Source organism: Micromonospora sp. NPDC023814, assembly GCF_040639595.1.
Taxonomy (GTDB): domain Bacteria; phylum Actinomycetota; class Actinomycetes; order Mycobacteriales; family Micromonosporaceae; genus Micromonospora.
In genome coordinates this window covers 24,447-44,356 of the sequence record NZ_JBFAAF010000005.1, presented here as the reverse complement: position 1 = coordinate 44,356, position 19,910 = coordinate 24,447, and the positions used below count along the sequence as shown (strand labels likewise).

Genomic DNA, 19,910 nt, shown 5'->3' with positions numbered 1-19,910 from the left:
CCGAGCCGACTGAACACCGGGTCAACTGAATCGACGCACCCGCGCGTCGAGATGTTCCCGGGCGGCCGGCGGGGTCTGCGCGGCGAAGCTCTCCAACGCCGTACGCGCCTCGTCGGACACCCGCGCGGGCACCACCACGTCGAGGGTCACCAGCAGGTCACCCGCCCGCCCGTCGCGGCGGACCACGCCCTTGCCGCGGGCCCGCAGGATCCGGCCGCTCGGCGTGCCCGGCGGCACCCGCAGGGTCACCGCGCCGTCGAGGGTGGGCACCCGCAGGTCCGTGCCGAGCACGGCCTCCGCGAACGTGATCGGCACGGTCAGCGTGAGGTCGTCGCCCGTACGCCCGAACAGCTCGTCCGGTCGCACCTTGACGTGTACGAAGAGGTCCCCGGCCGGGCCGCCCCGCGCGCCGGGCTCACCCCGCCCCGCCAGCCGGATCTTCTGGCCGTCGGCCACCCCGGCCGGGAAGCGGACGTTCAGCGTGCGGGTCTTGGTGACCCCGCCGGTGCCCTGACACTCCGGGCACTTCTCCTCCACGATCGTGCCCACGCCCTGACAGTTGCGGCACGGCTCGGAGAAGCTGAACGACCCCTGGTTGCGGGTGGTCACCCCGGCCCCGTGGCACACCGGGCAGGTGCGCGGCTGGGTGCCGGGCTTGGCCCCGTTGCCGTGGCAGGTGTCGCAGACCCCCGGGGCGCGCAGCGTCAACGGGACGGTCACCCCGCGTACGGCGTCGCCGAAGTCGAGGGCCACCTCGGCCTCGACGTCCCGGCCCCGCGCCGGGCCCCGGGGTGCGGCCGGCCCGCCGCCGGGACCAGCGGCGCCGCCAGTGAAGATCGAACTGAACAGGTCCTGGAAGCCGGCCCCGCCGAAGCGGCGGTCGCCACCCCCACCGGCCGCGCCCCCGAACAGGTCGGAGACGTCGAACGGCATGCCGCCGGGCTGGCCGGCGCCACGGGCGTTGCGGCGGAACGCGCCCGAGCCGAACAGCGAGCGCAGCTCGTCGTACTCGCGGCGCTTGGCGTCGTCGCCGAGCACCGCGTACGCCTCGGAGGCGGCCTTGAAACGCTCCTCGGCCTTCGGGTCACCGGGGTTGTGGTCCGGGTGCGAATCCCGCGCCAGCTTCCGGTATGCCTTCTTGATGTCGTCGCCGGAGGCGGCCTTGTCCACGCCCAGCACGGCGTAGAAGTCCTTCTCGATCCAGTCCTTGGAACTCACCGGTCCACCCCCTCCCTACCTGGGGACCGACCGTCCCGCCCACCCGTTCGGGGTGGGCGGGACGATCCGGTCGTCGTTGCGCACTACTCCGGGTCGGCGACCGCGACCATGGCGGGTCGCAGCAGCCGCTCCCCGACCTGGTAGCCCCGGCGCATCACCTGCACACAGGTCGGCTCGGTGACGTCGGCCGAGGTCTGGTGGGCCACCGCCTCGTGCCGGGTCGGGTCGAACGGGTCGCCCTGCTCGCCGAACGCCGTCAGCCCGAACTTGCCGAGCGCCGTGGTGAGCTGCTCGGCCACCGTGCCGAACGGCCCGACCAGGTCGCCGTGCTCGCGGGCCCGGTCCAGGTCGTCGAGGATCGGCAGCAGCGCGGCGAGCACCGCGCCGGTCGCCTGCTCGGTGACCAGACCCTTGTCCCGGTCCACCCGCTTGCGGTAGTTGGCGTACTCCGCCGTCACCCGCTGCAGATCCCGGGTCCGCTCGTCGAGGTCCTTGCGCAGCGCCTCCAGTTCGGCGCCGAGCGCGGTCCCGCCGCCGTCGGCCGGCTGTGCCGGGGCGTCCACCACCGGCGGGCCGGCCACCTCGGCCGCCTCGACCTCGATCTCGTCGACCACGACCTCGGCCTCCTCGACCAGGCCCTCGGCCGGGGCGTCCGACCCGGCGTCGGCGGCGGCCGGCTCGTTGCTCTCACTGATCTTGCGGTTGTTGCGGATGACGACCCGCGGCCCGTCGCCGGCCTGCTCGGCGGGCGCGGAGCCACCCGGCGTCGACCCGGTCGCACCCGGGTCGGCGGCTCGTGGCTTCTCCGTCATGGGGTTACCTCATCCCTCTGCCGTGGTGCCGTGTCCGGGACGGACCGTCACTTCTTGTCCTCGTCCACGATCTCCGCGTCGACCACGTCGTCCGCGCCACCGGCCTGCGCGCCACCGGTCGCCCCGGCGCCCGCCGCACCCGCGGCACCCGGACCGGCCTCGCCCGGCTGCTCGCCCTGCTGGCTGTAGAGCAGCGAACCGGCCTGCTGGGAGACCTGCGCCAGCCGCTCGTGCGCCGACTTGATCTTCTCGATGTCCTGACCACCGAGGGCGCCGCGCAGCTCGCCGAGCGCCTCGTTGATCTGGTCACGGGACTCCGCCGGCAGCTTGTCGCCGCTCTCGGCCAGGAACTTCTCGGTCTGCCACTGGAGCGCCTCGGCCAGGTTGCGGGTCTCGGCCTCGTCGCGGCGACGCTTGTCGTCCTCGGCGTGCTCCTCGGCGTCGCGGCGCATGCGCTCGATGTCGTCCTTCGGCAGCGAGGAGCCGCCGGTGATCGTCATCTTCTGCTCCTTGCCGGTGCCGAGGTCCTTGGCGTGGACGTTGACGATGCCGTTGGCGTCGATGTCGAAGGTGACCTCGATCTGCGGCACGCCGCGCGGCGCCGGCGGGAGGCCGGTCAGCTCGAAGGTGCCGAGCTTCTTGTTGTAGGCCGCGATCTCCCGCTCGCCCTGGAACACCTGGATCAGCACCGACGGCTGGTTGTCGTCCGCCGTGGTGAAGACCTCGGAGCGCTTGGTCGGGATGGTGGTGTTGCGCTCGATCAGCTTGGTGAAGATGCCGCCCTTGGTCTCGATGCCCAGGCTCAGCGGGGTCACGTCGAGCAGCAGGACGTCCTTGACCTCGCCCTTGAGCACACCGGCCTGCAGGGCGGCGCCGACGGCGACGACCTCGTCCGGGTTGACGCCCTTGTTGGGCTCCTTGCCGGTGAGCTGCTTGACCAGGTCGGTCACGGCCGGCATGCGGGTCGAGCCGCCGACCAGGATGACGTGCTCGACGTCGGAGACCTTGATGCCGGCGTCCTTCACGGCCTGCTCGAACGGGCCCTTGCAGCGGTCCAGCAGGTCCTGCGTCATCCGCTGGAACTCGGCCCGGCTGAGCGTCACGTCCAGGTGCAGCGGGCCCGCCGCGCCGGCCGTGATGTACGGCAGGTTGATGTTGGTGGTGGTGGCGGCGGACAGCTCGATCTTGGCCTTCTCGGCCGCCTCGCGGAGCCGCTGCAGCGCCATCTTGTCCTGGGCCAGGTCGATGCCGTGCTCGCCCCGGAAGGTCTTCACCAGGTGGTCGATGATGCGCTGGTCCCAGTCGTCACCACCGAGGTTGTTGTCACCGCTGGTCGACTTGACCTCGATGACGCCCTCGGCCAGCTCGAGCAGCGACACGTCGAAGGTGCCGCCGCCGAGGTCGAAGACCAGGACGGTCTGCTCCTTGGAGCCCTTGTCCAGCCCGTACGCCAGGGCCGCCGCGGTCGGCTCGTTCACGATCCGCAGCACGTTGAAGCCGGCGATCTCGCCGGCCTCCTTGGTGGCCTGGCGCTGGCTGTCGTTGAAGTAGGCCGGGACGGTGATCACCGCGTCGGTGATCTGCTCGCCCAGGTACGCCTCGGCGTCCCGCTTGAGCTTCATCAGCGTGCGGGCCGAGATCTCCTGCGGGGTGTACTTCTTGCCGTCGATGTCGACGGACCAGTTGGTGCCGACCTCCCGCTTGACCGAGCGGATCGTCCGATCCGGGTTGGTCACCGCCTGGCGCTTGGCGACCTCACCGACGAGCACCTCGCCGTTGCGGGCGAACGCGACGATCGACGGGGTCGTCCGCGAGCCCTCAGCGTTGGCGATGACGGTGGGCTCACCGCCCTCCAGGACGCTGACGCAGGAGTTCGTCGTGCCGAGGTCGATACCGACCGCACGTGCCATCTTCGCTTCCTCGCTTCGTGACGTTGTGAGCCGCTCGTGGGCACCGCCCTGAGCTGCGTGGCGGGCGTCGCCCGCAGCGACCCCACCACAAGTTGAGTGAACTTGACTCAATAGTGCCACGCCCCCGGAAATCGTCAAGTCGAGGTTGAGCCGACCCGACGCAAGTCACGGGTACTACCGGCCGGTTGTCTTCCCTTGCGTCGGTCGGGCACGCTTTAGCGGTGACGACGCACGGCGACTCCGCCACCCAGGCCGACGCGCCCACCGTCGCAGCCCGCACCGGCTCCACGGACGCCGGGGAGGACCGGCCCGCCACCACCGGGGACGACAGCCTGCCCGCCGCGCTGGCCGACCTGCGCGCCGCGATCGGGGCGGCCCGGTTCCCGCTGGCGCTACCCTCCGCCGAGCCCGCCCGCCGGGCCGCCGGGAGCCTCACCGACCAGCTCGACGACTACCTGCTGCCCCGGCTGCGCCGGCTCGACGCGCCGCTGCTCGTGGTGGTCGGCGGGTCCACCGGCGCGGGCAAGTCCACCCTGGTCAACAGCCTGGTGCAGGCGCGGGTGAGCGCGGCCGGGGTGCTCCGGCCCACCACCCGCTCCCCGGTGCTGGTGTGCAGCCCGGCCGACTCCGGCTGGTTCCGTCAGGGCGAGCTGCTGCCCGGCCTCACCCGCACCAACGAGCCCAGCGAGGACCCGCACACCCTGCAACTGGTCACCGCCCCCGCCCTGCCGCCCGGGTTGGCCTTCCTCGACGCCCCCGACATCGACTCGGTGGTCGACGCCAACCGGGCCCTGGCCGGCCAGCTCCTGGCCGCCGCCGACCTCTGGCTCTTCGTCACCACCGCCGCCCGCTACGCCGACGCGGTCCCCTGGGAGCTGCTGCGCAGCGCCCGGGCCCGGGGCGCGGTGATCGCCATGGTGCTGGACCGGGTGCCCCCGGAGGCGGCCGACGAGATCGCCGCCCACCTGTCGGAGATGCTCGCCGCGCAGGATCTCGGCGCGGCCCCGCTGTTCGTGCTGCCGGAGACCTCGGTCGACGGGCAGGGCCTGCTGCCCGACCGGGTGACCGCGCCGCTCTCCGCCTGGTTCGCCCGGCTGGCCGCCGACGCCGACGCCCGGGCGGCCGTGGTCCGGCAGACCCTCGACGGCGCACTCGCCGCGCTGCGCCCGGCGGTCGAGGGGCTCGCCGACGCCGCCGACGAGCAGGTGACCGCCGCGGACGCGCTCGACGAGCGGGTGCGGGCGGCGTACCGGGGGGCGCACCGGGCCGTCGAGCAGGGGCTGAAGGACGGTCGGCTGCTCCGTGGCGAGGTGCTCGCCCGCTGGCAGGAGTTCGTCGGCACCGGGGAGTTCTTCCGCACGCTGGAGGCCCGGATCGGGCGGCTCCGCGACCGGGTGGTGGCCGCCGTCACCGGCCGTCCCGCGCCCGCCGCCGAGCTGCGCGAGGCGATCGAGTCCCAGCTGGTGACCCTGCTGCGCGGCGTCGCCGCCGAGGCGGCGGAGAACGCGTACACCGGGTGGAAGGCGCATCCCGCCGGGGCGGCACTGCTCGAGCCGGGGCTCGCCCACCCCGCCGGCGACCTGCCCGAGCGAGCCGAGCGCCTGGTCCGGGAGTGGCAGCGCGGCGTGCTGGAGCTGGTGCGGGTCGAGGGCGGCGACCGGCGCTTCGTGGCCCGCACGGCCGCGTACGCCGTCAACGCCACCGGGCTCGCCGTGATGATCGCCGTGTTCGCCTCGACCGCGTTCGTCCCGACCGGGCTGGAGGTCGCCACCGGGGCCGGCACCACGGTCGCCGCGCAGACCGTGCTCCAGGCGCTCTTCGGCGACCAGGCCGTGCGTACGCTCGCCGCCAAGGCCCGGGCCGACCTGCTGGACCGGGTGCGGGCCCTGCTGGACGACGAGGCCGCCCGCTACCTGGCCCGGACGGCGGAGGCCCGGCCCGCCCCGGACACCGCGGAGGCCCTGCGCCGGGCCGGCAACGGGGTGGAGATGGCCCGGCACCGCAGCGGCCTCGCCGACGCGGACGCCGCGCGCCTCCCCGGCACCGAGGGCGGAGGATCATGACGAACATCGTCGGGCGGATGCGCGAGGCGTTCCGTGGTGACCGACGGGTGGACGCCGACGCCCTGATGGCCCGCCTCGACGCCGTACGCCGGTTCCTCACGGTCGTCGACGGCCACCTGCCGGATTCGCGACTCGTGCCGGCGCACACCCTGGTCGAGCGGGCCGGCACCCGGCTGGCGCTCTCCCGCGACCACACCGTGGTGGCCCTCGCCGGCGCGACGGGCAGCGGCAAGTCCAGCCTGTTCAACGCGCTCGCCCGGATGGAGCTCTCCCCGGTCGGGGTGCGCCGCCCCACCACCGGCGTCACGCACGCCTGCGTCTGGGGGCCGCTCGACGGCGGCAACCGGCTGCTCGACTGGGTCGGGGTGCTGCCCCGGCACCGGTTCGTCCGGGAGAGCGTGCTCGACGGCGACGACGAGTCGGCCCTGCACGGGCTGATCCTGCTCGACCTGCCCGACTTCGACTCGGTGCAGCGGTCCCACCGGCTGGAGGTGGACCGGCTGCTCGGCCTGGTCGACCTCGTGGTCTGGGTGGTCGATCCGCAGAAGTACGCCGACCGCGTCATCCACACCAGCTACCTGCGCGAGTTCCACCGGCACAGGGACGTCACGCTGGTCGTGCTCAACCAGGCCGACCGGCTGCCCCCGGCCGAGCTGCCCCGGGTGCTGGCCGACCTGCGCCGCCTGCTCGACGCGGACGGCCTGGCCGGCGTGCCGCTGCAGGCCACCACCGCCGTGGAACCGGCGGGCATGGTCGGGCTCCGGGAGGCGCTGGAACGGACGGTGGCCGGGCGGCAGGCCGCGCTGCGCCGGCTCCAGGGTGACGTGGACACGGTGGTGGCCGGGCTCGACGAGCTGGTCGGGGGCGGGTCGTCGGCCGCCGGGCCGGACGACGCCGCCGTCACCGCGCTGCACCGGGCGCTGGCCGGCGCCGCCGGGGTGCCGACGGTCGCCGAGGCGGTCGAGCAGGCGTACCGGCACCGGGGCGCCGCCGCCACCGGCTGGCCGCTGGTCCGGGGCTGGCGGCGGCTGCGGCCCGACCCGCTGCGCCGGCTGCACCTGCCCGGCCCGGCCGGCGAGCGCGACGACCCGGCGGAGAGCCTGGTCGCCGCGACCTCGGTGCCCGACCCCACCGCCGCGCAACGCTCCGCGCTCGGGCTGGCGATCCGGTCCGTGGCCGACCAGGCCGGGGCGGAACTGCCCGCCTTCTGGCCCGCCGCGGTGACCGCCGCCGCCCGGTCGCGCCTCGGCGACCTGCCGGACGCGCTGGACCGCGCGGTCGCCGGCACCGACCTCGGCATGGACCGGCGGCCGCTCTGGTGGCGGATCGTCGGCGGCCTCCAGTGGCTGGTGACCCTGGCCGCGCTGGCCGGGCTCGCCTGGCTGGCGCTCGGCTACGGGCTGCGCGCGCTGGGCCTGCCGGAGTTGGCCGACCCGGCCGTCGGCGAGGTGCCGCTGCCCACCCTGCTGCTCCTCGGCGGCCTGCTCGCCGGGCTGCTGGTGGCGGCCCTGACCAGGCCGGCCGTCCGGTGGGCGGCCCGCCGCGCCCGCCGCCGCGCCGAGCACCGGCTCACCGAGCGGGTGACGGCGGTCGGCGAGGAGCAGGTGCTGGCCCCGGTGCGGGCGGTGCTCGCCTCCTACGCCGAGGCCCGGGCCGCCCTGCGGGGCGCCGCCGGCCGCTGACCCGGGCACTCGCCGGCGGCAGCCGCAGGTCGGCGGTGGTGGGTGCCACGACGCGGGCGATGCTCGGGTCGCTCGTGCCGCCCGGAGCCGGGCGACAGCGTAGGGTCGGTGGATGGGAACGCCTCAGACTCCGTACGACGCGGTGCTGCACGCCGCCCGCGACGTGGCCAAGCTGGAGAACGCCCTCGACGCGGAGATGCTCGGCGCGGCCCTGCTCGGCAGCGTCTACGCGGTCGCGGAGACCGACCGTGACAGCGCGGTGCGGGAATTCGTGGCCGGCTTCCTGGCCGCCACCTCCCGTCGCCGCTCGGCCGCCGCGACCACCGTCCGCTCGGTCTTCGCCGCGCTGGTGCCCGACGCCGAGGGGGCCGCCCGGGTCCGCCCCGGCGCCGCCACCCCCGCCTGGGTCGCCCACCTCGGCCGGGTCCACCTCACCGGCTGCTGGTCCTACGGCGACGTGTACGGCGACCAGACCTCCTACCTGGCGACCTTCGCGTACGACGACCCGGCCGGCGGGCCGGCGCACGCGGTGGTGACGCTGCTCGACCACAACATCGGCATCACCAAGGACGTCTTCGTCGGCGGGCCGCCCGACCGGATCCTCGACCAGGTGCGGCAGATGTGCGCCGGGGACGAGCTGACCTGGTTCCGCGACGAGGAGCCGGCCCGGATGCACGCCGAGGTGGGCCGGCACCTGACGATCACCGACAGTCTGAGTGAGCTGCCCGGGGAGGGCTCGCTGGCCACCGACCGGGCCCTGCTCGGCGCCCGGCTGGCGCGGTTGCCCCACCCCACCCGCACCGTGCCCGCGCCCGCCGTCGAGCCGCTCTCCGCCGCCGAGCGTACGGAGCTGGTCCGCCGGTTCCTCGCCTCGCCGGAGGCGGCCCGGTTCGGCCTGGACGCCGTCGACGGGGCGGAGCTGGCCTCGCTGCACTTCTGCCTCAGCCTGCTGCTGGACCACGCGGCCAGCTTCCCCGACGCCGACCCGATGCGGTGGAGCCCGACCGTGTCCGGGCTGTTCCTGCTGGACTGGGTGCACCGGCGGGCGGTGCTGGACATGGACGACGCAGCCCTGCTGCCCCGGGTGCTGCGCGGCTGGGCCGCGTACGCCGCCCGCAAGCGCGGGCTGCCGGAGCGGGCGGCGGCGCAGACCGACACGGCGATCGAGGAGATGGTGCCGGAGTTCGCCCGCCTCTACAGCACGGGCGAGCGGCGCAGCCCCGCCACCGCCGCCGTGGCGCAGTTGATGGCCGACGGCGTCGACCCGGACGACCCGGCCGCCCTGAACGCCTGGATCGAGGCCAACCGCCACCGCCTGGCCGACGAGGGCGCCTGACCCACCCGCGCAAGCCGGCGTCGATCATGAGGTTGGCGGCGGCCGGGACGATCCACACCGCCACCAACTTCGTGATGGACGGCCGGGTGGGGGGGCCGGCTGCCGGGGCGGTGGGCGGAGGACGGGCGCGGGGCGGGTCAGCGGAGGGTGGCGAAGACGACGCCCGCGATCAGGGCGCCGAGCAGGGCTCCCGCGACCACCTGGGGCACGGTGTGGTCGCGCAGGCGGACCCGGGACCAGCCGACGAGCGCGAGCAGCGGCGCGGTCGCCAGCAGCGCGGCGCCGAACGTCAGCACCAGCACCACCACCGTGCCGGCGGCCACCGCCGAGTGGATCGACATCTTCCACCAGTGACTGACGGCCACGGCGACCACCAGGCCGAGCAGCCCGGCGGCGGCCAGGGCCAGCACCGGGCGGGGCGCGCCGAGGACCGCGAGCAGGGCCAGGCCGGCGGCCACCGAGCAGAGGCCGAACAGCAGCGGGACGCGGCGCTGCTCGCGGACGCCCACGTGGTGGTCGGTGAACCGGCCCCGGCGCACCCCGCCGACGATGTACGCGAACGGGATACCGCTGACGAAGAGCGTGGCGAGCAGCCCCCAGGCCAGCCCGTGCGCGCCCCGGGTGCTGTGCCAGCCGACCGCCACGGTCAGCAGGGAGACCAGCACCGCGGGCGCGGTCAGCTCGGTGACGAGCCGGGCGAGCCGCAGCGTGGGACCGGGACGCGGCACGGCGTCCGGGCGGGTCGAGGGCCCCGCGCCCGTGCCGTCCGCTCCGCTCAGCGCTCCGCCTCTGCTCCGCCCCGGGCCGCGCCCGGAGCCACCCCGTCCACCCACCGGCGGCCCGACCCGCGCTGCGCCGTTGGGCGGCTCATCTGCCGTCGGCCGTCACCGTACCCGTGGCCGCCCGGCGCCGGCCCGCACTCCGGCGGGCTCGACCGTAAGGCGGGAGGCCTCGGTGGGCCGTGGGCCGGTCGGGGACGAGGTCGGCGTGGGATCGGCGGTCGGCGTGGGGTCGGCGGCCGGCGGCGAGCCCGTGCTCGTGGGCTCCGCCGACGGTCCCGGGGTCGGCGAGCCGGTCGCCGTGGTCACCGGGGACGGACTCGGCGAGAGGGTCGGCTCGGGCGAGGGCGACGTGGACGGGGAAGGGGACGGGCTGGGTGAGGGCAGCGGAACCGGCCGGCCGCCCGGCGGGCGCGACGGGACCACCGCAGGCGGGGGCGCGGGCCGCACCACCGACCCCGGGCCCGGCGCCGCCACGACCGGCGTACGCGGGGCCGGCGCGGCGGGCCGCCAGGTGCTCGGGGTCGCCACGGCGGGGGACGGAGTCGACGGGGCGACCGCCGGCTGGTTCGTCGCCGGCACCGGGATCACCACCGGGCCCACGGAGGGCGTGGGCAGGAACGGGGTGCCGCTGTCGGGCAGGGCGGTGCTGCCGACCGTGGCGGAGCCGGTGCTGATCGCGGCGAGGATCGGCATCGACGCGGTGCCGGCGAGCAGCGCCACGGTGAACAGGTAGCCCCGGGGCGGCCCGCCGGACCCGGGCGCCCGGTGCGCGCCCACCAGTCGGCGGTAGCCGCCAGCCGCACGGTGCCGACCGAGGAACGGGGCACCGGGGCCTTCTCCTGGATCGGACACCGCGCACTCCTCCTCGTTGGTCTCCCGCCGACCGGGGCAGCGGTCGCCCGACTCCGCCCGCGACCACGGCCGCATCATCGAGCCCGGCACCCACGACGACCTGCTGGACGACCGTCGGCTTCGCGACCGTTCACCGGCCCGACGATCAGCGGGACACCGCGACGGCGTCCGACCCGAACCCCGGCGGCACCCGGATCGCCGCGAGGAGGCGGCAAACCGCTCGACCTGGGCCATCCCCCCGCCAACCAGCCTGCCCAGTGACGCTCCGTCAGCCAACCCCCTACCGCGTGTCGACACGCGTATCTGCCCGAACGGTGACGAACCATCGCCGGATCGGCCGCGCGTCGATGGAACGGACACCCGGCGCTTCGTGTAACGAAGCGGGCCGCCCTCCCGGTGCGGGGCGGGCGTACTGTGGGCGCGCTCACGTGTGATGCGAATATGGACCACGACGGCAACGCAGCCTCGACCTCCGCGCACCCCCGCGGCAGGCGCGGCTGGGCGCCGGCGCTCCCGAACCGGGTTCGGCCAAGAATCCGGCTTCACGCCGCGCGGCAACCCCCACCGGGGCTAGGCGCGGCCGCCAGGAACCGGTCCGGCACCAGCCGGACAGGCGCACGAGTTGCGCGGCCGGGTGACCCCCCGGTGCCGACGCAGACAGACAGGGAGAGACGGATGGCAAAGGGCGACCCCGGGGTCTCCAGCCGCGGCCGGCGGGCCGCACCCCGCTCCAGGAAGGGCGCGACCGGCGACCCGCAGCTGGTGCAGTTGCTCACCCCGGAGGGTGAGCGGATCGAGAGCGCGACCGGCCCGGACGGGACGGAGTACCGCGTCGACTTCACCGACGAGGAGTACCGCGGGCTCTACCGCGACCTCGTGCTGGTCCGCAAGCTCGACGCCGAGGCCACCGCGCTGCAGCGCCAGGGCGAGCTGGGCCTGTGGGCCAGCCTGCTGGGCCAGGAGGCCGCGCAGGTCGGCTCGGGGCGTGCCCTGCGCACCCAGGACATGGCCTTCCCGACCTACCGGGAGCACGGCGTCCTCTACTGCCGGGGCATCGACCCGATCATGCCGCTCGGTCTGTTCCGGGGCGTCGACCAGGGCGGCTGGGACCCGAACGAGTTCAAGTTCAACATGTACACGATCGTGATCGGGGCACAGACCCTGCACGCGACCGGGTACGCCATGGGCGTCAGCATGGACGGCAAGACCGGGACCGAGGACGGCGAGGCGGTGATCGCCTACTTCGGCGACGGCGCCACCAGCCAGGGCGACGTCAACGAGGCGTTCGTCTGGGCCAGCGTCTTCAACGCCCCGCTGGTGTTCTTCTGCCAGAACAACCAGTACGCCATCTCCGAGCCGCTGGAGCGGCAGACCCGTGTCCCGCTCTACCAGCGGGCCGGCGGCTTCGGCTTCCCCGGGGTGCGGGTGGACGGCAACGACGTGCTCGCGTCGTACGCGGTGACCCGGCACGCGCTGGACAACGCCCGGCTCGGCCAGGGCCCCAGCCTGATCGAGGCCTACACCTACCGGATGGGCGCGCACACCACCTCCGACGACCCGACCCGCTACCGGATCGCCAGCGAGGTGGAGGCCTGGCAGGCCAAGGACCCGATCGCCCGGATGAAGGCGTTCCTGACCAGGCAGCAGATCGCCGACGCGGACTTCTTCGCCGACGTCGACGAGCAGGCCCGCACCGAGTCGGTGCACCTGCGCGAGCGGGTGCTCGCCATGCCCAACCCGGAGCCCGTGACGATGTTCGACCACGTCTACCCCACCGGGTCCCCCGAGCTCGACGAGCAGCGGGCGCAGTTCAGCAGGTACCTGGAGTCGTTCGAGGGGAGCGCCCACTGATGGCCACGGAGACGCTCACCCTCGGCAAGGCCCTCAACACCGGCCTGCGCAAGGCCCTGGAGAACGACCCGAAGGTCGTCATCATGGGCGAGGACGTCGGCAAGCTCGGCGGCGTCTTCCGGATCACCGACGGCCTCCAGAAGGACTTCGGCGAGCAGCGGGTGATCGACACCCCGCTCGCCGAGTCCGGCATCATCGGCACCGCGGTCGGCCTCGCCATCCGCGGCTACCGCCCCGTCTGCGAGATCCAGTTCGACGGCTTCGTCTACCCCGCGTACGACCAGATCGTGTCGCAGGTGGCGAAGATGCACTACCGCTCGCAGGGCAAGGTCAAGATCCCGATGGTCATCCGGATCCCCTTCGGCGGCGGCATCGGCGCGGTCGAGCACCACTCGGAGTCGCCGGAGGCGTACTTCGCCCACACCGCCGGCCTCAAGGTGGTGAGCTGCGCCAGCCCGCAGGACGCGTACACGATGATCCAGCAGGCGATCGCCTCGGACGACCCGATCGTGTTCATGGAGCCGAAGCGGCGCTACTGGGAGAAGGGTCCGGTCGAGCTGGACGCCCCGTTGTCCGAGGCGTACCCGCTGCACTCCGCCCGGGTCGCCCGGGCCGGCGCCGACGCCACCCTGCTGGCGTACGGGCCGATGGTGCGGACCTGCCTGGACGCGGCGACGGCCGCGGCCGAGGACGGCCGCGAGCTGGAGGTCATCGACCTGCGCACGCTCTCGCCGCTGGACCTGACCGCCGCGTACGAGTCGGTGAAGCGCACGGGCCGCTGCGTGGTCGTGCACGAGGCCCCGGGCAACCTGGGCCTGGGCTCGGAGATCGCGGCCCGGGTCACCGAGGAGTGCTTCTACTCCCTGGAGTCCCCGGTGTTGCGGGTGACGGGCTTCGACACTCCCTACCCGGCCTCCCGGGTGGAGGAGGAGTACCTTCCCGACCTCGACCGGGTGCTCGACGCCGTCGACCGCACCTTCGGCTGGTGAGCGGCATGTCGCGGATCAAGGAGTTCAACCTTCCCGACCTGGGCGAGGGCCTGACCGAGGGCGAGATCCTCGCCTGGCTGGTCAAGGTCGGCGACGTCATCGAGCTGAACCAGCCGATCGTCGAGGTGGAGACGGCCAAGGCGGCCGTCGAGATCCCGGCGAAGTGGGCCGGCCAGGTGCAGGCGATCTTCCACCCGGAGGGGACCACGGTCGAGGTCGGCACCCCGATCATCGCGATCGACACCGACCCGGGCGCCGGGCCGATCGAGGCGTCGACGACCGGTGCGCCGGCCGCCGACCTGCCCGCCCCGTCGGCGGCGTCGCTGGCCGCGGTCGAGGTGGCGCCGGCCGAGGGCGCGGTCGAGCCGGGCCTGATCGGCGGTCCGGCCCCGGGTGGGCGTACCGCCGTGCTGGTGGGCTACGGCCCGCGGACCACGGCCGCCAAGCGTCGCCCACGCAAGGGCGGCGCCCCGGTGCCGGCGCAGGCGGCGGCTCCGGTCGCGCCGGCGATCCCGGTCGCGCCGGCGGCCCCGGTCGCGCCGGTGAGCACGGCCCCGGCGAACGGCCACGGCCGGGCCGGCGGCCCGGTGCTGGCCAAGCCTCCGGTCCGCAAGCTCGCCAAGGACCTCGGCGTCGACCTGTCCACGCTGACCGGCTCGGGCCCGCTGGGCTCGATCACCCGGGATGACGTGCAGCGGGCGGCGAGCGGGACCCCGGCGGCGGCCGAGCCGCTGACGGTGGCGGCCCCGGCCACGGCGGCGGCGAGCTTCGGCGCGGACCGCGAGCAGCGCATCCCGGTCAAGGGGGTACGCAAGCTCACCGCCGAGAACATGTCCCGCTCGGCGTTCACCGCCCCGCACGTGACGGAGTTCCTGACCGTCGACGTGACCCGGGCGATGAAGGCCCTGGACCGGCTCCGCGGCCGGCGGGAGTGGCGCGACGTGCGGGTCTCGCCGCTGCTGCTGGTCGCCAAGGCGGTGCTGCTGGCGGTCCGGCGCCACCCGATGGTCAACTCGACCTGGGCCGGCGACGAGATCGTGGTCAAGGACTACGTCAACCTGGGCATCGCGGCGGCCACCGAGCGAGGGCTGATCGTGCCGAACATCAAGGACGCCGGCCGGCTCTCGCTGCGCGAGTTGGCGGACGCGATGACCGACCTGGTGCAGACGGCCAAGGCGGGGAAGACCTCGCCGGCCGACATGTCCGGCGGCACGCTGACGATCACCAACGTGGGTGTCTTCGGCGTGGACACGGGCACGCCGATCCTGCCCCCGGGCGAGTCGGCGATCCTGGCCTTCGGCGCCGTACGCGAGATGCCCTGGGTGCACAAGGGCAAGGTCCGCCCGCGCCAGGTCACCACGCTGGGCCTGTCGTTCGACCACCGGATCATCGACGGCGAGCTGGGCTCGAAGTTCCTGCGCGACATCGGGGACTTCCTGGCCGACCCGGAGGCGGCGCTGCTCGCCTGGACCTGACGGGTCTCGACACCAGCCACGGCCGGTGTGCCTCGGGTGAACGCCCGGCACACCGGCCGTGTCCGTTGGGCGACGGAAACATCGGCTCCCGGACCGGTTTGACCTTCGATTGTTCGGCTCGTGTCCCAGCTCACCTAATAATCGATGGAAGTTAGGGCCGTTCTGCGGTTCAATAGAGACATCAAGGGGCTGACAACCGAATAGCCAGGAGGAGAGACCACCATGAGCATGATCGAGCGAATCCGTAACCGCCGCGACGCCAACCGCCGCGCCCGTGCCATCGAGCACGCGCTGCGCTCCGCCAACTCGCCCGCGGTCCGCGAAGAGATCCTCGCCATCGCCCAGCGTCACATGAGCTGACGCCCAGATCGTTCCTCACCTCCTCCAGATCGATGGCCCGCCCGGTCCGCCCGGGCGGGCCATCGGCGTTTCACACCCATTGACACCGGGATTCCACCCCGCCGCAGCGCCCGGTACGGTGGGCTTCGGTCGTTGCCCGTCGACCGGGAGCAGGTCGAGTCGATAGAAGCCGCTCGACACCACCCGGCCACAGGGAGTGACGGCCGGTGCTCCCCGGAAGCCCTCGGGCAGTCACCGGATACGGTGCGGGGAGCCGGTACGGCCGGTACACCGGCGACGCCGGCCACCCTGCCGAGCAGACCGATCGGCAGCGGCGGCCGACAGGTGATGGAGGAGGCGCACGCATGACGTCCGAGGGCACGCACCACCCCGGCCAGCAGCCGGACGAGGTGTCGCCGGGCGCCGGCGGACCGGCGCCGTACGGCGACCGCCCGGCGCAGCAGGGCAACGGCTATGGCGGTGCCCCCGACCTGGGCTGGGCGCCCCCGCCACCGTCCGGGCAGCCGAACCCTCCCGCCTGGGCCAACCAGAACGAGCAGCAGGCGGCCCCCGCCTGGGGCACCGGCCAGGCTCCGCAGCAGGCCGACCCCGCCCCGCCCGCCTCCTGGGGACCCGCCGGCGGGTCCCCACAGCCGGCGTGGGCCGGCGCGCCGGGAGAGCAGCCCGGTCCGGCATGGGCCGCCGCCCCGCCGCACGCCGCCCCCGACCAGCCCGCCTGGGCCCAGACCGAGCAGACCTCCCCGGCCTGGGCGCAGTCCGAGCCCGCCGCGCGCGGCGCCGCCCAGGTCCCGCAGGCCGCCCCGGCCCCGCAGCCCTGGCCCGCCCAGGACGACCCCGCCCGCTCCGGCGGCTGGAACACCGAGCCCCCGCAGGACCCCACCCGCTCCGGCGGCTGGACCGCTGCCGGGCAGCCGCAGGGCGACGAGTGGCCGGGCCGGGACGAGCCGGCCTCGACCCGAGGCGCGGCCTCGGTGCCGCAGCAGCCCGAGGACGGGGACCCGAACGGCTGGGGCACCTCCGCACCGACCTCCACCCCGCCCGGCCGGGCGGCCGTTCCCGCGTCGGGCGACGGCGGGCCGCCGCCGTGGGGCCCCACGGCCGAGAGCCTGCCGCAGCGGGTCGGCGGCCCGGCCGTACCGGACGTCGAGCCGTGGTCGGCGGACGAGGCGTGGGGCCGCGCCGGGGCGGGCGAGCCCGCCGCGAACCGGGCCGGCAACGGCTGGGAGGCGGACCGCTCCGAGGAGCCGCCGATCTACCAGCCCGCCCCGGGCCCCGGCATCTCGCCGGCCAACGCGGTGCCGCTGCCGCCCCAGGAGCAGCGGGTGCCCGGCGCCAGCCTGGCCGCCGCCCCGCCGACCGACTACGTTCCGCCGGCCCAGTTCGCGCCCGAGCAGTCCGCCCGGGAGGGCGGTGTCCCGGCGTACGGGCAGGAGCAGCCGGGCTGGGCGCAGGCCGGCTCCCGGCACGACGAGCCGCAGTCCACCGCCGGGCCGGTGGTGCCCGCTCCGCGTACCTCGCCGGAGGGTGCCGAGGCGGCGGCCGGCAGCGTCTCGGCGAGCGCCGCGGTGCCGCTGGCCAGCCGGGTGATGCCGCCGGCCGACCAGGCCCTGCAGCCGGGTGCCCCCGCGCCGCAGCCCCGGGTGTACGGCCGGCCGGCCCGCCCGGAGCCAGCGGACGAACCCGCGCAGGACGAGCCGCACGGGCACTGGCCGGACCACGCGCCGCCGCCGCGGTTCGACCAGGGGCCCGAGGTGCGGTTCGACCAGGACACCCGGTTCGACCAGGGGCCGGACGCCCGGTTCGACCAGGACACGCGGTTCGACCAGGACACGCGGTTCGACCGGACTCCCGAGCCGCGCTTCGACCAGGGGCCGGAGCCCCGCTTCGACGACCGGGACCGGGGAGCGGCCGCCTTCGGCGCCGCCGCTCCGGTCGCGCCCGCGTCGCCGGCCGCACCCCCGGCCTTCCCGCCGGGCGTGCCGTCCTTCGTCGACGCGCCGGCCAACGGCCGGCCCGTCAACGGGGTCCGGCCGCACGATGGCGCGGACCGCCCCGCCGAGCACTTCGGCACCCCGGCCGCCGGCGGCGCGGCACCCGGCTACGGGTCCGCCCCGATGACCGACCCCGCACCGGGCGGCGCCTTCCCGCCGGCGTTCCCGCCGCCCGGGCAGCAGCCCGGCCCGTCCTCCTGGGACCAGGGCGCTCCGGAACAGGACCAGGGCCGGTTCGACTCGTTCAAGCCCATCGCGGAGCCGAAGACCGAGGCGCCCACGCCCAAGGTGCGCAACGGGCGGGTGCTCGCCGCGGTGCTCGTCGCCGCGGTGCTGATCCTGGCGGTGCCGCTGGGCCTGCTCATGCTGCTCGGCAAGGTCGGCGGCACGGAGGAGGCCCCGGCCTTCGATCCGGCGGTCGGCAGCTGCGTCAAGCAGTCGGGCGAGGGCGCGGCGGCGGCGGGCTGCGGTGAGGCGGGTGCCTTCACCGTGGTCTCCAAGGTTGACGCGAAGGACAAGTGCGCCGACCCGGCCCAGCCGCACGTGGTGCTCCCCGGCGACGGGGCGAACCGGGTGCTCTGCCTGAAGCCGGCCGGCAAGTAGCCACAGCACGGGGCGGGGCCACGGGAGACCGTGGCCCCGCCCCCGTTTCGCCGGTGGGATGTGATCGAGCGCGCGCGGGGTGCCGCCCGGCCCGAACCGCCGCGTCCGGCAGACTGGGCTCATGAGCGCACGAGTACGGGCCCCCGAGCTGCGCGGTCGAGGCTGGCTGAACACCGGCGGGCGGGACCTGAAGCTGTCCGATCTGCGCGGCAAGATCGTGGTCGCCGACTTCTGGACCTTCTGCTGCGTCAACTGCCTGCACGTGCTCGACGAGTTGCGCCCGCTCGAGGAGAAGTACGGCGACGTGCTCGTCGTGATCGGCGTGCACTCGCCCAAGTTCGAGCACGAGAAGGACCCGGACGCGCTGGCCGCCGCCGTGGAGCGGTACGGCGTCCACCACCCGGTGCTCGACGACCCCGAGCTGGACATGTGGCAGCAGTACGCGGCCCGCGCCTGGCCCACCCTGTCGGTGATCGACCCCGAGGGCTACGTGGTGGCGACCATGGCCGGCGAGGGCCACGCCGAAGGGCTCGCGCGGCTCATCGACGACCTGATCGCCACCCACGAGGCGAAGGGCACCCTGCACCGGGGCGACGGCCCGTACGTGCCGCCGGCCGAGCCGGAGACCACGCTGCGCTTCCCCGGCAAGGCGGTGCTGCTGGAGAACGGCAACCTGCTGGTGTCGGACTCGGCCCGGCACTCGCTGGCCGAGCTGGCCCCGGACGGGGAGACGCTGGTCCGCCGGATCGGCGCCGGCACCCGGGGGCGGGCCGACGGTCCCGCCGGGGCAGCCACCTTCTCCGAACCGCAGGGGCTCTGCCTGCTGCCCGCGCACGCCGCCGAGGTGGCCGGCTACGACCTGGTCGTCGCCGACACGGTCAACCACCTGCTGCGGGGCGTACGCCTGGCGGACGGGGAGGTGGTCACGGTCGCGGGCACCGGTCGGCAGTGGCGCTCCACGGTCGACGACCACGCGCACGACGCGCTCTCGGTCGACCTCTCCTCCCCCTGGGACCTGGCCTGGTACGACGACAGGGTCGTCATCGCGATGGCCGGCATCCACCAGCTCTGGTGGTTCGACCCGGTGAAGCGGACCGCCGGCATGTACGCGGGCACGACGGTGGAGGCGCTGCGCGACGGCCCGCTGGCCGAGGCGTGGATGGCGCAGCCGTCCGGCCTCTCGGTCTCGGCCGACGGCGCGCGGCTCTGGGTCGCCGACAGCGAGACCAGCGCGATCCGGTACGTCGAGAACGACGTCATGGGCACCGCCGTCGGGCAGGGGCTCTTCGACTTCGGCCACGTGGACGGGCTGGCGTCCTCGGCGCTGCTCCAGCACCCGCTGGGGGTGTGCGCGCTGCCGGACGGCTCCGTGCTGATCGCCGACACGTACAACGGGGCGGTCCGCCGCTACGACCCGGAGGACGACCGGGTCTCGACGGTCGCCGACGGGCTCGCGGAGCCGAGCGACCTCGTGCTGACGCCGGCCGGCGAGGTGCTGGTGGTGGAGTCCGCCGCGCACCGGTTGACCCGGCTGGCGCCGGGCGCGCTCTCCGCCGCGGGGGCGAGGACCGTGGACGGTCCTCGGCACCGCACCGAGCGCAAGCCCACCGACCTGGCCGCCGGCGAGGTGACGCTGGACGTCGTCTTCACCCCCGCGCCGGGGCAGAAGCTGGACGAGACGTACGGCCCGTCGACGCGGCTGGTGGTCTCCGCGTCCCCGCCCGAGCTGCTGATGGAGGGCGCCGGCACCGGCACGGAGCTGTCCCGCCGCCTGGTGGTGAACGGCGACGTGGCCGGCGGCGTGCTCCAGGTGACCGCCCAGGCGGCGACCTGCGACGCGGACGTCGAGCACGCGGCCTGCCACCTGACCCGCCAGGACTGGGGTGTCCCGGTCCGGGTGGTCGACGGCGCCGCCGCCCGGCTCCCGCTGGTCCTCCACGGCCTCGACGCCTGACCCGGTCGCGCTCGGCGTCAGGACGGCCTTCC

The 19,910-nt window shown here is 75.1% G+C and carries 14 protein-coding genes; 10 read left to right on the top strand and 4 right to left on the bottom strand.

What is annotated here, in order from left to right; translation table 11 throughout:
- Positions 1-21: 21 nt before the first annotated feature.
- The 3 genes from dnaJ to dnaK form a co-directional block, all read right to left on the bottom strand.
- The gene (dnaJ, locus tag AB0G14_RS03830; protein ID WP_357693425.1) at positions 22-1,218 is read right to left on the bottom strand and encodes a molecular chaperone DnaJ; all 1,197 of its coding nucleotides are present in this window, start codon (positions 1,216-1,218) and stop codon (positions 22-24) included.
- An 83-nt stretch (positions 1,219-1,301) separates the two neighbouring features.
- The gene (gene grpE, locus AB0G14_RS03825) at positions 1,302-2,030 is read right to left on the bottom strand and encodes a nucleotide exchange factor GrpE (protein ID WP_357693423.1); all 729 of its coding nucleotides are present in this window, start codon (positions 2,028-2,030) and stop codon (positions 1,302-1,304) included.
- Positions 2,031-2,077: 47 nt separating this feature from the next.
- Positions 2,078-3,940, bottom strand: coding sequence for a molecular chaperone DnaK (gene dnaK, locus AB0G14_RS03820; protein ID WP_357693421.1), 1,863 nt, complete (start codon positions 3,938-3,940; stop codon positions 2,078-2,080).
- Positions 3,941-4,161: 221 nt separating this feature from the next.
- Between dnaK and AB0G14_RS03815 the strand changes: the two genes are divergently transcribed.
- The 3 genes from AB0G14_RS03815 to AB0G14_RS03805 all read left to right on the top strand — a co-directional run bounded on the left by AB0G14_RS03815 (position 4,162) and on the right by AB0G14_RS03805 (position 9,021).
- A complete protein-coding gene (locus AB0G14_RS03815) occupies positions 4,162-6,003 on the top strand; it encodes an ABC transporter (RefSeq protein WP_357693419.1) in 1,842 nt (613 codons plus the stop codon).
- The gene (locus AB0G14_RS03810; protein ID WP_357693417.1) at positions 6,000-7,685 is read left to right on the top strand and encodes a GTPase; all 1,686 of its coding nucleotides are present in this window, start codon (positions 6,000-6,002) and stop codon (positions 7,683-7,685) included. The genes AB0G14_RS03815 and AB0G14_RS03810 overlap by 4 nt, the downstream gene beginning before the upstream one ends.
- 112 nt (positions 7,686-7,797) lie before the next feature.
- Complete coding sequence (locus tag AB0G14_RS03805) at positions 7,798-9,021, top strand: hypothetical protein (protein ID WP_357693415.1); 1,224 nt, start codon at positions 7,798-7,800, stop codon at positions 9,019-9,021.
- Positions 9,022-9,158: 137 nt separating this feature from the next.
- On the opposite strand, the gene AB0G14_RS03800 is transcribed toward AB0G14_RS03805, so the two are convergent.
- Complete coding sequence (locus tag AB0G14_RS03800; RefSeq protein WP_357693413.1) at positions 9,159-9,749, bottom strand: phosphatase PAP2 family protein; 591 nt, start codon at positions 9,747-9,749, stop codon at positions 9,159-9,161.
- 226 nt (positions 9,750-9,975) lie between these two features.
- Here AB0G14_RS03800 and AB0G14_RS03795 point away from each other — a divergent pair, with 226 nt between their 5' ends.
- The 7 genes from AB0G14_RS03795 to AB0G14_RS03765 all read left to right on the top strand — a co-directional run bounded on the left by AB0G14_RS03795 (position 9,976) and on the right by AB0G14_RS03765 (position 19,878).
- Positions 9,976-10,536, top strand: coding sequence for a hypothetical protein (locus AB0G14_RS03795; protein ID WP_357693411.1), 561 nt, complete (start codon positions 9,976-9,978; stop codon positions 10,534-10,536).
- A gap of 794 nt (positions 10,537-11,330) precedes the next feature.
- Positions 11,331-12,506, top strand: coding sequence for a pyruvate dehydrogenase (acetyl-transferring) E1 component subunit alpha (gene pdhA, locus AB0G14_RS03790; protein WP_357693409.1), 1,176 nt, complete (start codon positions 11,331-11,333; stop codon positions 12,504-12,506).
- Complete coding sequence (locus tag AB0G14_RS03785; RefSeq protein ID WP_357693407.1) at positions 12,506-13,495, top strand: alpha-ketoacid dehydrogenase subunit beta; 990 nt, start codon at positions 12,506-12,508, stop codon at positions 13,493-13,495. Before pdhA ends, AB0G14_RS03785 begins: the two co-directional genes overlap by 1 nt.
- A gap of 5 nt (positions 13,496-13,500) precedes the next feature.
- Positions 13,501-14,970, top strand: a complete 1,470-nt coding sequence (locus AB0G14_RS03780) for a dihydrolipoamide acetyltransferase family protein (RefSeq protein WP_357693639.1) — start codon at positions 13,501-13,503, stop codon at positions 14,968-14,970.
- A gap of 222 nt (positions 14,971-15,192) precedes the next feature.
- Positions 15,193-15,330 carry a hypothetical protein gene (locus AB0G14_RS03775; protein WP_165947779.1) on the top strand — a complete coding sequence of 46 codons (138 nt, stop codon included), beginning with the start codon at positions 15,193-15,195 and terminating at the stop codon, positions 15,328-15,330.
- Positions 15,331-15,674: 344 nt separating this feature from the next.
- Complete coding sequence (locus AB0G14_RS03770) at positions 15,675-17,924, top strand: hypothetical protein (protein ID WP_357693405.1); 2,250 nt, start codon at positions 15,675-15,677, stop codon at positions 17,922-17,924.
- A 121-nt stretch (positions 17,925-18,045) separates the two neighbouring features.
- The gene (locus tag AB0G14_RS03765; RefSeq protein WP_357693403.1) at positions 18,046-19,878 is read left to right on the top strand and encodes an NHL domain-containing thioredoxin family protein; all 1,833 of its coding nucleotides are present in this window, start codon (positions 18,046-18,048) and stop codon (positions 19,876-19,878) included.
- Positions 19,879-19,910: the final 32 nt, after the last annotated feature.

Excerpts from the sequence above, each read along its gene's own strand:
- grpE (WP_357693423.1), bottom strand. The coding sequence starts at position 2,030 with ATGACGGAGAAGCCACGAGCCGCCGACCCGGGTGCGACCGGGTCGACG.
- dnaK (WP_357693421.1), bottom strand. The coding sequence starts at position 3,940 with ATGGCACGTGCGGTCGGTATCGACCTCGGCACGACGAACTCCTGCGTC.
- AB0G14_RS03810 (WP_357693417.1), top strand. The coding sequence starts at position 6,000 with ATGACGAACATCGTCGGGCGGATGCGCGAGGCGTTCCGTGGTGACCGA.
- AB0G14_RS03805 (WP_357693415.1), top strand. The coding sequence starts at position 7,798 with ATGGGAACGCCTCAGACTCCGTACGACGCGGTGCTGCACGCCGCCCGC.
- pdhA (WP_357693409.1), top strand. The coding sequence starts at position 11,331 with ATGGCAAAGGGCGACCCCGGGGTCTCCAGCCGCGGCCGGCGGGCCGCA.
- AB0G14_RS03785 (WP_357693407.1), top strand. The coding sequence starts at position 12,506 with ATGGCCACGGAGACGCTCACCCTCGGCAAGGCCCTCAACACCGGCCTG.
- AB0G14_RS03780 (WP_357693639.1), top strand. The coding sequence starts at position 13,501 with ATGTCGCGGATCAAGGAGTTCAACCTTCCCGACCTGGGCGAGGGCCTG.
- AB0G14_RS03775 (WP_165947779.1), top strand. The coding sequence starts at position 15,193 with ATGAGCATGATCGAGCGAATCCGTAACCGCCGCGACGCCAACCGCCGC.
- AB0G14_RS03770 (WP_357693405.1), top strand. The coding sequence starts at position 15,675 with ATGACGTCCGAGGGCACGCACCACCCCGGCCAGCAGCCGGACGAGGTG.
- AB0G14_RS03765 (WP_357693403.1), top strand. The coding sequence starts at position 18,046 with ATGAGCGCACGAGTACGGGCCCCCGAGCTGCGCGGTCGAGGCTGGCTG.